This is a genomic window from Paenibacillus sp. RC67 (assembly GCF_030020805.1).
Taxonomy (GTDB): domain Bacteria; phylum Bacillota; class Bacilli; order Paenibacillales; family NBRC-103111; genus Paenibacillus_S.
In genome coordinates this window covers 4,765,864-4,778,223 of sequence record NZ_CP125098.1, presented here as the reverse complement: position 1 = coordinate 4,778,223, position 12,360 = coordinate 4,765,864, and the positions used below count along the sequence as shown (strand labels likewise).

Annotated in this window: 16 protein-coding genes; 14 read left to right on the top strand and 2 right to left on the bottom strand. The window is 44.8% G+C overall.

Annotated features, from left to right (window positions below; all coding sequences use genetic code 11):
* Positions 1-132: 132 nt before the first annotated feature.
* The gene (locus tag QMA13_RS21975) at positions 133-780 is read left to right on the top strand and encodes a rhomboid family intramembrane serine protease (protein ID WP_282935869.1); all 648 of its coding nucleotides are present in this window, start codon (positions 133-135) and stop codon (positions 778-780) included.
* 87 nt (positions 781-867) lie between these two features.
* Here the strand turns inward: QMA13_RS21975 and QMA13_RS21970 are convergent, their stop codons facing one another.
* Complete coding sequence (locus QMA13_RS21970; protein WP_282935868.1) at positions 868-1,299, bottom strand: SRPBCC family protein; 432 nt, start codon at positions 1,297-1,299, stop codon at positions 868-870.
* Positions 1,300-1,485: 186 nt separating this feature from the next.
* Here QMA13_RS21970 and QMA13_RS21965 point away from each other — a divergent pair, with 186 nt between their 5' ends.
* The 11 genes from QMA13_RS21965 (at position 1,486) to QMA13_RS21915 (ending at position 8,046) form a co-directional block, all read left to right on the top strand.
* Complete coding sequence (locus tag QMA13_RS21965; protein ID WP_282935867.1) at positions 1,486-2,265, top strand: alpha/beta hydrolase; 780 nt, start codon at positions 1,486-1,488, stop codon at positions 2,263-2,265.
* A gap of 13 nt (positions 2,266-2,278) precedes the next feature.
* A complete protein-coding gene (locus tag QMA13_RS21960; protein WP_282935866.1) occupies positions 2,279-3,079 on the top strand; it encodes an alpha/beta hydrolase in 801 nt (266 codons plus the stop codon).
* A 5-nt stretch (positions 3,080-3,084) separates the two neighbouring features.
* Complete coding sequence (locus QMA13_RS21955; RefSeq protein ID WP_282935865.1) at positions 3,085-3,576, top strand: GNAT family N-acetyltransferase; 492 nt, start codon at positions 3,085-3,087, stop codon at positions 3,574-3,576.
* Positions 3,577-3,654: 78 nt separating this feature from the next.
* The gene (locus QMA13_RS21950; RefSeq protein ID WP_282935864.1) at positions 3,655-3,837 is read left to right on the top strand and encodes a hypothetical protein; all 183 of its coding nucleotides are present in this window, start codon (positions 3,655-3,657) and stop codon (positions 3,835-3,837) included.
* Between the two features lie 16 nt (positions 3,838-3,853).
* Positions 3,854-3,976, top strand: a complete 123-nt coding sequence (locus QMA13_RS21945; protein WP_282943707.1) for a hypothetical protein — start codon at positions 3,854-3,856, stop codon at positions 3,974-3,976.
* Positions 3,937-4,581 carry a serine hydrolase domain-containing protein gene (locus tag QMA13_RS21940; protein WP_282943500.1) on the top strand — a complete coding sequence of 215 codons (645 nt, stop codon included), beginning with the start codon at positions 3,937-3,939 and terminating at the stop codon, positions 4,579-4,581. The genes QMA13_RS21945 and QMA13_RS21940 overlap by 40 nt, the downstream gene beginning before the upstream one ends.
* A gap of 239 nt (positions 4,582-4,820) precedes the next feature.
* Entirely contained in the window at positions 4,821-5,114 is a 294-nt protein-coding gene (locus QMA13_RS21935) for a Dabb family protein (RefSeq protein ID WP_282935863.1), read from the top strand.
* A gap of 174 nt (positions 5,115-5,288) precedes the next feature.
* A complete protein-coding gene (locus tag QMA13_RS21930) occupies positions 5,289-5,648 on the top strand; it encodes a hypothetical protein (RefSeq protein ID WP_282935862.1) in 360 nt (119 codons plus the stop codon).
* 233 nt (positions 5,649-5,881) lie between these two features.
* Positions 5,882-6,403: a cation:proton antiporter regulatory subunit gene (locus QMA13_RS21925; protein ID WP_282935861.1), complete on the top strand. Its 522-nt coding sequence runs from the start codon at positions 5,882-5,884 to the stop codon at positions 6,401-6,403.
* The gene (locus tag QMA13_RS21920; RefSeq protein WP_282943498.1) at positions 6,384-7,622 is read left to right on the top strand and encodes a cation:proton antiporter; all 1,239 of its coding nucleotides are present in this window, start codon (positions 6,384-6,386) and stop codon (positions 7,620-7,622) included. The genes QMA13_RS21925 and QMA13_RS21920 overlap by 20 nt, the downstream gene beginning before the upstream one ends.
* Before the next feature lie 61 nt (positions 7,623-7,683).
* Positions 7,684-8,046, top strand: coding sequence for a hypothetical protein (locus QMA13_RS21915; RefSeq protein WP_282935860.1), 363 nt, complete (start codon positions 7,684-7,686; stop codon positions 8,044-8,046).
* Between the two features lie 59 nt (positions 8,047-8,105).
* On the opposite strand, the gene QMA13_RS21910 is transcribed toward QMA13_RS21915, so the two are convergent.
* Positions 8,106-8,753, bottom strand: a complete 648-nt coding sequence (locus QMA13_RS21910; RefSeq protein WP_282935859.1) for a hypothetical protein — start codon at positions 8,751-8,753, stop codon at positions 8,106-8,108.
* A 175-nt stretch (positions 8,754-8,928) separates the two neighbouring features.
* Between QMA13_RS21910 and QMA13_RS21905 the strand changes: the two genes are divergently transcribed.
* Positions 8,929-10,701, top strand: a complete 1,773-nt coding sequence (locus QMA13_RS21905) for a sensor histidine kinase (RefSeq protein ID WP_282935858.1) — start codon at positions 8,929-8,931, stop codon at positions 10,699-10,701.
* On the top strand, positions 10,685-12,253 hold the full coding sequence (locus QMA13_RS21900) for a response regulator transcription factor (RefSeq protein WP_282935857.1): 1,569 nt from the start codon (positions 10,685-10,687) through the stop codon (positions 12,251-12,253). Before QMA13_RS21905 ends, QMA13_RS21900 begins: the two co-directional genes overlap by 17 nt.
* Positions 12,254-12,360: the final 107 nt, after the last annotated feature.

Sequence of the window (12,360 nt, the reverse complement as noted above, 5' to 3'; positions counted from 1 at the left end):
TATGGACGAAAGATTGGAGAATATACATCTACATACTATGGATATGGCATGAATGTTTCTCCCGTGTAACCTTGCAGCAACTAAGCTATAATAGAATAAACAATGTATGAAGAACAGAAGGGAAGAGGAATTGTGTTTAGTAGAACAGAGAGCTTAAAACAGTACATTCGGCTGTATCCGGTCAATACGGCCATTATTGTTATTCAATTGCTTGTTATGGCCGGGATGACGATATACGGCTCATCCAAAGATAATTCCACATTGATCCGCTTCGGGGCCATGTTCGATCTTCCACGCATGGAGCCTGAGCTGTGGAGATATGTGACGTCTATTTTCGTTCATATCGGCTTTGAGCATTTATTGTTCAACAGCTTTGCGATCTATGTGTTTGCCGCGCCACTTGAACGGATGTTTGGCTCTTTTCGGTATGCGGTATTTTACCTTTTGAGTGGTATTGCCGGCAATATAGCTAGTGCCTTGCTGCACAAGGACTACTATATCGGGGCGGGTGCATCGGGAGCAATCTATGGCGTGTATGCCGCTTACTTGTATTTATCTGTTTTCCGTAAGGACCTGATCGATTATCAGACCAAGCAGACGGTACGTATTATTGTTATCATCGGATTCATCTATTCCGTCGTTATACCGAATGTGGACATTTATGCCCACTTAGGTGGGTTTGTTGGCGGCTTGCTATTTACCGCATTGATGACTCTTTTTATTAAGCGTAGACAAAGAGAACAGGATCACATTGATCACCTAGATCACCAGCAACAATAGCTTCGATTAAAGACGCAGCGGCAGCTGAGGATGGATAACTATCCTTGGCTGCCGCTGTTTGCTTATCCCATAAAATCGATTTTGTTGCTAATCCTTCACTAATCCTGTTCTTAATTCATTAATACTAAATTCCAAATAACCCTTTAAACAGGACAAGACGAAAACCCAGCCCTCTTTATTATCAATCATGTTATATATTAGATTATCATCATTTTCGTTAAAGCCATCCTCATTCACTTCAATAATTGTCGAAGAATGATCCAATTCCTTGAGATTTATTGTAACCACATTGCCTTCTGAGCCCCATCGAAAAACGATCTTCTTATTTGTATTGATTTCCAATATTTCGATATTCACTTTAGCGTTGTATTCTTGATACATCAATGTAATCGTCTTGCCTTGTTCCCATCTTGCGGAGCTTGAGGAGAACCAGAAATTCCCGATTTTTGAAGGGTCTACGAAAGCCTCGAATACTTCAGCTGCCGGTTTTAAAATTTTAAATTTCGTTAGGTTGTTCATCGATGAATTCATCCTTTTCCTAGTGCATAGATTTAGTGGCCATTGAATTAATCTTATACTTGCTTATTAGTAGTATATTTTGAGTGTTCCCCGCTAAGGCGTTTTTTAATGGAAAAAAAGGACAATTCGACAATGGGAAGAATTACTACAATATGACAAGAAGTATTGCTTAGAGGAGGTATATAAATGGCTTGGCTTCATATGCACTATCACTCTGAAACGCTCCGAATGCCTGTACCCATGGAGGTGCTTTTGCCTCAACATGTAGCGGGTGGATCACGCGAGGTAAAAGATCCTGGTCCTTACCAGACGTTATATTTATTGCATGGGATGAGTGACAATCATACCGCGTGGATGCGAAGAACTAGCATTGAAAGGTACGTAGAAGGGCTGCCGCTTGCGGTTGTCATGCCTGCTGGGCATTTGGGCTTTTATACGGATATGGCCAAAGGCCGCGATTATTTTCAGTTCCTAACGGAGGAGCTTCCATCATTATGCGAGAGGCAATTCCGGCTATCCAGCTCCCGAGAGGATCGATTCATTGCCGGTTTGTCTATGGGCGGTTACGGAGCGATGAAAGCAGGGCTATTGGCTGCGGATAAATACCGTGCTGCGGCTTCGTTCTCAGGCGCGCTGGATGTTGCCTTCATGTACAATCGAATATCGCCGAGCCTTGCCTCCGAAATTTTTGGCGATAAAGAGTCGGTTCAAGGGAGCGTTAACGACCTTTTTACAGCGGCACAGAATCTCTCGCAATCGGAGCAGCCGCGTCCGGATTTATATATGTGGTGCGGTACCGAGGACTTCTTGTACGACAGTAATGTACGGTTCAGGGACCATGCTAGGGCGCTCGGGCTGCCTCTCACTTATGAGGAAGGTCCGGGAGATCATGAATGGAAATATTGGGATACATGCATAGAGCGCGTGCTTCAATGGCTGCCATTGCGTAAATCGAACGTGGATTGAGGAGGAAACGGGTATGGCTTTAATCGAAACGCATGTTTTTTCTAAAGTGCTGGGTATGGAAATGACGGTCAATGTCGCGCTTCCTCAAGAGAAGCGTCCTTATTCAGGAGATGGCAAGGTGAAAGTGCTGTGGCTCTTACACGGTGGTTCCGGAGATGAATCGGCATGGTTGCGTATGAGCAATGCAGAACGTTATGCAATGGAATACGGCGTGGCGCTCGTTGTACCGGGAGGATTGCATTCTTGCTTTACAGATATGGCGCATGGCGGTCGGTTTTTTACTTACTTGACTGAGGAGCTGCCGCGCGTCCTTCGCCATATGTTTCCTCGTTTATCGGAAGCTAGGGAAGACAATATGATTTCCGGGTTCTCCAATGGGGGATATGGCTGCTTAAAAGCAGGCCTTGCAAGACCTGATCTGTACGGGGCGATAGGTGCGTTCTCGGCTGGCGATAAGACCGATGTGGCTTTTGTCAACAACGGGTCCCGCAAGGCTCTGGATCGGATTATTTTGTTCGGAGATGGCGATATGAGAGGAACGGATAACGACTTGCAGCATTTGGGCAGGGAAGCTCTCAAGAAAGGTGCTCCATTACCTAAGGTATATCATGCTTGCGGAAGCCTCGATCCTTGGTTGGATTTGAATGAACTGGTAAGAGAGTTCTTCGTGGGGTTAGAAGGTAATCCTTACGATTATGAGTACCATGAGGCTGAAGGCTATGGGCATACGTGGGAGTTCTGGGAGATGGAGTTGGTCCGTTTCTTAAATCATTTGGGGCTTGAAAAGAATGGACATCTATACATAGGCATATAACAGCGTTGTGGATATACATAATTAGAGCTTTTGCGGAGCTGGACTTAGATTCGGTGTATTTGATCTGGAATCAAGTCATTCAGGAGGGCGAGAGCTTTCATTGGACGGAGCCTTTTTCCAGACAAAAAATAGAGGAGATCATCAAAAATCAAGACGCAGTGTATTGTGCGATTAATGATTCAGGTGATCCGGTAGGATTTTACATCCTTCATAAAAATGCATCTGGCAGGGGAAGTCACATTGCTAACGCATTGTATGCTATCCGTAGTGATTACAGGAGACGGGGCATCGGCAGAATGCTAGGAGAGCATTCGATAGAAATGAGCAGGCAATATGGCTATAGAGCCATCCAATTTAATTCGGTCGTATCCACTAATACGGGTTCTGTACGTTTATGGGAGAGCCTAGGCTTTCAACGTGTTGGGACGCTAACCGGGGCATTCAGGACCGACAGAAATGAGTATGTCGATGTGTATCTTTACATGAAGACACTGTGAGGCTGGAGGTAGGTTTCAAGGCAACCAATGAGATGGGGATGTTTCGTTGAACATACGAATGTACGGGAGGTGAGACCATTGACTCCGTATTATCCACAATCCGAATCAAAGGGTGGCTGGAGATCTGTTCATCATAATCGTAAAGCCATTGCTGATTTAGGGCTAGATCAAGTTAAGCTAGACGAATTTGTACAATGGAATCTGAGCATTCAATGCGATCCTCCAACACAAGTTGGTTTTATGGTTATAAAAAATGGTTGAATAGCAGCCGAAGCTTATGATCGGCCGGAGACTCGTTGCCGAAATCAATGGTTGGCTTCAATCGGGAAAAGTATCGCCTCCTGTTCGTTTGGAAGGTGGATCGATGCGGGTAGAAGAGGAGAGGCTCGGTATCCGTTAGAATTGGACAGCTTGGTATACAACTCCAAATACTTACCGGAAGGCCACCCGCTATCGGATGAAAGAAAGAGCGCAATAACGTTTAAGCATTTATTAACTCATACGGCGGGTCTTCCGTCCGGTTCAGATAAATACGACTCGCCGTGTTTTGATTTTATCGATTTTACAGTAGGACGCTGTACTGCTTATCCTCAGTCTAATCATTTACTTTTTGATCCGGGCTGCGGGTACGAATACAGCAATATAGGATACAATCACTTATCGGTCATCTCGCCGCATATTACTGGAAAACCGCTGTACAAGGATATCGAAGAGGGAATTTGGTCCCGAATCGGTGTGGAAAGTGCAGATTGGCCGGAGAGGACTGGGGCTTTCATAAGAAATGGGCTTGTTTATCAACCAGCAGGGTCCGGCCCAGGGATGACGACACTCGATTTGGCTCGGTTTGCTTATTTATTGCTGCACAAGGGGCAATGGGAAGGGCATTGTATTGTGCCAGAATGGTACTTACGCACTGCTTTACAGATCGATCCGATAAATAACAGTCAACCGGAGTATTATGGACTGGGCTTTTACTCTAACACCACATACCAATTAGCTGCTTAATTACCTAAAAACGCGTTTGCAATGTCAGGTTAAGGCTTAAACTATGTTGTTATCGTTCCTGATGCGGAACTTATCGTGATACGGACAAGCCGAATCACTGGCGTCATTAATCCTGCTCTTTTCAAGAAAGAATTCACTCGTATGGCGGCCGAATTGATACATTGACAGCGATGAATATAGAAAAACCTGGGCCAACATGGTATAGTGAAGCGTATTGATTTATGAAAAGGGGAATAAGAATGATCGATCATATTGTATTGGTTAAATTCGGCGAAAGCACAACGCAAGCTCAGCTTCAAGAGGTTGTAGATCGTTTTAAGGCACTGAGAGGCGAACTAACGGGAGTCGTCGATTTGCAAGCAGGCATTAACTTTTCCGACAAAAATCAAGGCTATCAAGTCGTGCTCTCCGTTCGATTTGAAGACAAGGCTGCGCTTGAAGCTTATGGCCCGAATCCGAAGCATCAAGCTGTTGCTGCATATATTAGAGAAGTCGGTCGCGTAGACAGCATCGTTTCCGATATCGAGCTTTAATGCTATCTTCGACTACATAACGGCACTACAATTTTAGCTTAGTCTTGGAGCCCTGCTCCGGCTAAGCTTCTTTTTGCTGCCTAGTTGCAACAATTTCATCATTATCAAATTTGAAAAAAAGGCCGTTTTATGCTATAATTAAGTTAAATTCGAGGAAAAGGGAGGTGAATGTGTATGTTATCTCGCGATACCTCGTCCAATCGTTGGTTATCATTGATTTTAATCGTTGTATTCATGCTGTTTGCTACACCTACTCCAAGCTTAGAGTCCAATGTAAGCGAAACAACACGCACCTCGGTCCAACAAGGGGTGGAATATTTCTCGAGCAAAGCAACCGTGCGCAAACAGAATGCTTCCTCAGATACGCTACGTTGGAGCATGCTCTTCTCCGTACTGTCTTTACTCTTAATGGGTATGTTACAAGGCTTATGCCGCGCTATTCCGGAAACCCACGTTACGTTTCACCCCCTGATTGCCCGCCGACTCATTCGGCAGATTTTATCCCCTATTAAGTTTACTTCTCTCTTCGTTTAGTATTATTCGGTATCTCTCCAATTGACTTTTTCAAAAGCCAACCGTTCCCACAGCCATTTTTTAGCTCAATCTTAACGGTTTATTTGTGCTGCTCGAATGTGTTCATTCTTATCGTTTCGTTTAAAAAAACTGCAAATTACCTACACTCCACGTTTTCTTTTTGAAAAAAAGAGAGTCTGAGGGTCTGTTTGCTGCTGCCTAAAAAACCAAATAGGATGAAGGAGGATGGAGGTATGACCATTAGAGAAACCGACCTTCCGGGGATCGGTAAAAAATTTCAAATAACAACGCGAGGTGGAGAGAAGCTCGTCATTGTCGTCCATGACGACGGCAGGCGTGAATGCTATCAATACGAATATCCTGACGCGGATGAAAGTATTTCGATGATTTCACTTGATGATGATGAGGCACGCATGATTGCGGGTATTATCGGGGGAATGACGTATAAGCCTAAGGCGCTTGAGACGATAGAGATGGCGCTGGATGATCTTATTATTGAGTGGTACCGTGTGGAAGCTGATTATCCGTCTGTCGGAAAAACGATCGGAGAGTTGAACATTCGCCAAACGTGCGGAGCGACGATTATTGCCGTCATCGAAAAGCATCAAGCCGTCAAGCACATTAATCCGGGTCCGGAAATCGTGCTTACGGCGGACTCAACCCTTGTTGTAGCGGGAGAAAGGAGGCAGCAGAAGCTCTTTAAAACAATTTTGACGAATGGATGTGATGGAACGCATGAACTACATCGTATTTGAGATTGGAGTGGCTATTGCGCTCATCGCGTTGTCTGGGTTATTGTCGGCGAAGCTTCGTTTCTCGGTCATCCCGTTTTATATATTGGTTGGTATGGCGGTAGGACCGCATTCCTTTGAAGTATGGCATATCGATCTGCGATTTATTTCCAGTGCTCCATTGATCGAATTTTTAGGAAGGATTGGGGTCTTGTTCTTATTGTTCTACTTGGGATTGGAGTTCTCGGTGGGGCGGTTAATCCGTTCTGGGCGGTCCATTGCCATTGGTGGCACCATTTATATTTTAATTAATTTTACTCTCGGATTGTTGTTCGGTTATGCTGTTGGATTGCCGTTACTGGAGCTGCTTGTAGTGGCGGGCATAACCACCATATCCTCCAGTGCCATAGTGGCTAAAGTATTGGTTGATTTAAAAAGAACGGCTAATCCTGAGACCGAAATGATTCTAGGCATCATCATGTTCGAGGATGTGTTCCTTGCAATCTATATTTCGATCATATCCGGTCTAATATTAAGCGGCTCCTCTTCTTTAGGCGGGATACTCTTGTCTGCGCTTGTGGCACTCGGGTTTATGCTGTTCGTACTAATTGTAGGGCGTAAGGCGGTGCCATTGTTGAATCGGATGCTGAATATTCGATCCAATGAGCTGTTTTTGCTTGTGATCTTCGCTATTTTGTTCGTCATCGCCGGTTTTTCCGAGACGATTCATGTGGCGGAAGCGATTGGGGCGCTTCTCGTTGGGTTGGTCTTTGCAGAAACAGAGCATCGCAGACGGATTGAGCAGTTGATATTGCCGTTTCGTGATTTTTTCGGCGCCGTCTTTTTCTTCAGCTTCGGTTTGACCATCGATCCGACTACCCTCGGAGGAGCCGTTTGGTTGTCCTTGGGAGCGGTGTTATTAACACTTGCGGGCAATTTTGCGGCCGGTATGTGGGCAGGTCACAGTGCGGGGCTATCTCCGAAAGCCTCAGTCAATATCGGCTTCACCATAGTTGCGCGCGGTGAATTTTCGATCATCATGGCAAATCTGGCCAAAGCCGGGGGGTTATTACCGATCATTCAGCCCTTTGCCGCCTTGTATGTGCTGATACTTGCTGTGATAGGACCGCTGCTGACGAAAGAGACGAAGCATATTTACCGTGGGATAGACCGAATATTCAAGCTATCCGCAAGAGATAAGCACAATAAAAGGGGAGAACAGGCGGCTGCACCGGATAGATGAACCAGTTGAAATAGTACGAAGGAAGAGCTTCTAACTCATTATGGGTGAGGGGGAATTCAATTTGAAAGATGTGAGGGATGTTTTTTGGAGGCTTGTGAATAATTCTTCTTGGACTCGGAGTATGACCATTCAAACAAGCCGCGCACAAGAAATAGGAGAGATAATTCAACGGAAGTTCGGAAGGCAAGTGGAAATTTTGGCATGCAGGGATAACGGTTATGGGAAATCGATTAGCACTTTAAGGCTAGTTATTTTCAGGTTAGAGGAAGTGGAGCTGACCGATTTGGTAACTGAAACGGATGCAGACGCGATTATTGATGTTGTTCCCACCTATGGAACGGAGGAAAGGAGGGGTAGATGGAAGAGGCATACGAATGATGAACTAGCGGACGTATCCAAGTATGGCAATGATCTGTCGGATTAAAGGACAAAAAACCTTAGCGGCTTTGGCTGCTAAGGTTTTTTCGTATTCTACTATGGAATTCATTTCATATCGCTATACACGATCTTAAGACCGATGACTTCGCCTGTTTGCACATTTACGTCAGCATAGCCCTTGTAAAAGTAACCGCATACACCCCATACAATGCAATATTTTGCGGATACGTCTTTGTTGTCAAGGAAGTAAGGCTGTTTGATAACAAATCGGTAACTTATGGTATCTCCGTTTTCTTCAGCGGGATGATCCGTCAATATAACCTCTGACTGGTAGTAGGGAAGGGAGGGGAAGAAATGCCCCTTTGTTCTTGTTTCATTGCCATAGTTTCCTTGAGGATCGGTAGGTTTGGCCCATCGGGCATTGTTCGCAGATTTTTCCCTGATATCAATTATGACTCCAGGAAGCTCGTGGTTCAAAGCATTCTGCAAAGCAAAATCCCTCCGTTGATCCAATCCCTGTCTAACAACGAAAACAAGCAGGAGTCCAAGAAGAAAGGAACCAACAATCGTCCTCCAGTCAAATCTGCGCCGGTGAAGCAGGAGTAAAAAGCAGACAAGGCTCAGAACGATGACCATAGATGCTGTAGAATAGAACAGAAGCGGTTGATTCGTATTATGCAGTAAATAATAGTATAGTAACCCGGATAGAAAAAGGAAAAGCCTTATAAGAGAAAATCCGATTCGTTTACCCATTAAATACTCCTATCCTCAACTTGTAAAAAGTAATTGGTTATCCCAAATAATGGGACGCCTTCATCGTAGCATGTCCCATGACCATGCGGCAATCCCGAAATGGTATTGGCTGTTTACTGCGAGATATTGTACGATAGGTAGAAAACGAACGGCCTCGAAGGAGGAGCGGCTTAGCATGAAACGGTTTGCATTTCCTTTTTTTCAGACAGCTGTCAACTGGAAGATTAAGCATAAAGTATTCTCGCTTATTTCTCTAATTATGGCGATTTGCTTTCTCATTACGTATTTCTCGTTACAGTATGCTTATTCGATTTACGATGAACAGCTTTATTCCAAATCCTCCCAGCTGCTCAATTTATCCTCAAGCGGGATAGAGAATGAGCTGAAGAAGATGGACAGGCTATCGTTCAGTATAGCAACGGACTCGCAAATTCAAAGCTTGCTGCTATCTATTACGGAGGATACGCCGGAGTTTGAAAAATTGCGTATTCGCTCTTATATATCCGATAAGCTCGTGCAGTACGCTGGGTATGAAAAATACATTTACTCCATAGAGGTTACTGATTTGCTGGGTGAACAAGCCCTGGCCGGGCAATCTTCTACAGTATCTAAAGAAAAGAAGCAGACGATTCTTAGTGAATCGGCCAAAGGCTCCGGCGAGATACGCTGGATTCTTCCGGACTCAGAGGATGCTAACTTGATAGCTGCACGTGAAATCCGTTCTTATCAAAATCAAAATTTCAGTCTTAACCGGATAGGAACGCTAGTGGTTCGCATCAGGTTCGAAAAAATCGTAGATGATGTCATAGCAGGCACGGAGTTGAAGAACGGGGAAATGCGAATCGCCTCCGGGGAGCATGTCATTTATCCTCCCAAGCCAGATTACGAACTGGGCTCGTTCGTCCCGGTTACGGATCAATGGCAGCATAACTATGAGATCAAGCAGTTCAATGGCCGGTCCTATTTTTGGACGCAGATTCAATCAGGCTATTTGGGCTGGGCTTACCATAGTCTGGTCCCCTATGACACGATCTTTCAAAAAATCATTCTGATGAAACGATTCCTGCTCATCGGTTTTATTGTCAGTTTGCTTGTGGTGATGGCGGTAGCAATTAATTTTGCGCGAAGCCTTACCCGTCCTATAGAGGACTTGATCGGTCGTATGAAGCAGGTACAAAAAGGGGATTTCAGTCTTAACGAATCGGAAACTGCAGACCCGATCGCATTGCAAATGGATGAAGTCGGCCAGTTGCACCGGACATTCCGCATGATGATGCAGCAAATTAATGAGCTGATTACAGAGAACTATGCCAAGCAGCTGACCATTAAAGAGACACAGTTTAAAGCGCTTCAGGCTCAGATCAATCCGCATTTTTTGTATAACACACTGGAATCGATCAATTGGCTTGCCAAAACGAACGGTCAACCGCAAATTTCTAAAATGGTAGAGGCGCTCGGTTTTTTGCTTAGAAGCTCGATCAGTATGCGGGAAACTTTAATTACGGTCGAAGAAGAATTGGAAATCGTGATGTGTTATATTACGATTCAGAAGTATCGCTTTGAGGAGCGGCTTGTGTTCGAGATGGATATCCCGGAGGAAGTCAGGAAGCTAATGCTGCCTAAGCTGACGCTGCAGCCGCTGCTGGAAAATTCGATCCATTATGCGCTTGAGCAAATGCTTGAGCCGTGTACGATTCGAATTTATGCCAAAAGAGAGCCGGGCAAGATGATTATCGTAGTGGAGGACAACGGCCCAGGTATGGATGAAATGCTGTTGGAGCAGGTAAGAAAAGGTGAGGCCCGTACGCGCGGCAGCGGGATCGGTCTGAAAAATATCGAGGAACGCATCCAGTTGGCTTATGGAGAAGAATACGGCATTCGGCTGGACAGTCAACAAGATAAAGGGACGAGCGTCTCCATCATCATTCCGGATGAAACGAGGGATTAATGTGTATAAAGTATTGCTGGTAGACGATGAACGAATCATACTGGACGGCATATCGAGAATTGTAGATTGGGAAAGTACCGGAACGGTCTTGGCGGGAACGGCCCGCAATGGAATTGAGGCTTATGAGAAGGTTATAGAGGATCCGCCTCACATTATCATTAGCGATATCAAAATGCCTGGCATGGACGGACTTCAGCTCGCCGCTAAAGTATCCGCAGAGTACCCCGAGATTAAACTTATTCTACTATCCGGCTTCGGGGAATTTGAATATGCACAGTCGGCGATTGAGTATGGTGTCAAGCATTACCTGCTGAAGCCATGCAATGAGAACAAGATCATGGAGGTACTTCAAGAACTGGTATCCGAACTGAACCAGGAGCAGCAGAGCGAGCAATTCGTTAGCAACATGAGAGAGGGCCTAGCCAAAGTACTGCCCCATGTGAAGGAACAATTTCTGAAGGAGTTCGTTACGAATAAAACGTATGGTAATCGGGATTGGGAATATTTCAGCCATTTGTTTCAATTGGATCTTGGCGATCGCAAGGTGAGATTGATCTTGTTTCATCTCGATGGTCCGTTCGAATTTGAGCATTTATTTGCTGTGAAAAATATAGCCGAGGAGCTGCTCGACAACAATGTACTGAGCTCAACTGTCGGTGATCATGTGCTCATCGTGGTGGAGGACACAACCTCCGCAGGCACTCTTCAGGAACAAATCAAGCTTATTCGTGAAACCTTCCTGCGGTATTACAAAATCGACCTGACCATTGCTTTAAGCGAATCGGGAGAAATCATTCAAGCCCGCAGCCTGTACAAGCAGACAATAGAATGCTTGAACTATCGATTCTACCTTGGTGAAGGCAGCTTGATTACGGAGACCGATATCGTAGGTTTGGATCGGACGGAGAGCGAGGAGCTTAGCTTTAACGAAGACAACTTGATTATGCAGATCAAAACGGGGAACAGAGAAGAGGCAGTTCGCGAGATCAATCTCTTTTTTCAAAAGCTGTCCGAGCTGCGGTCGGATATTACAACAGTCAAATCTTACGTTATTCAGCTTTTTATGGCGATGATAAGGCTGGGAGATTCGGAGAATAGGCACGGCTATATGGATAAAGTAGTGAAGCTGATGCAGCTCGATACCCTTCAAGCGATTCAATCGTTCTTCAAGGAAACAGCAGACGAGATTACCTCGAACCATTACGAGCAGACCAAAAATAAGCACAGCGCTATCGTGAGCAAGGTAGTGGATATTATTAACGATCATTTAGGCAATCCTGAGCTATCTCTCAACTGGGTGGCTCATCAAATGCTGTATATGAACTCGGATTATTTGGGGAAGCTATTCAAAAAAGAAACCGGCGAGAAGTTTTCAAACTATGTGATGAGGGTCCGAATATCTAAAGCTATCGATCTGATTCATCAAAAATCAGACATCAAAATATTTGAGCTTGCTGAACAGCTCGGATTTGGCGATAATCCCCAATATTTCAGCCAAGTATTCAAAAAGTATGCAGGCTGTTCGCCATCGGAATATATGAAGACCACGTAATCTGAAGCTGCAATAACTCTGTTTTTTAAACAAGGTTAACGGTTTTTTGAATTCTTTTTCCTGGTCCAAAGCGAGATAATAGCAATGTAAAGACGAAGAACAGGGGA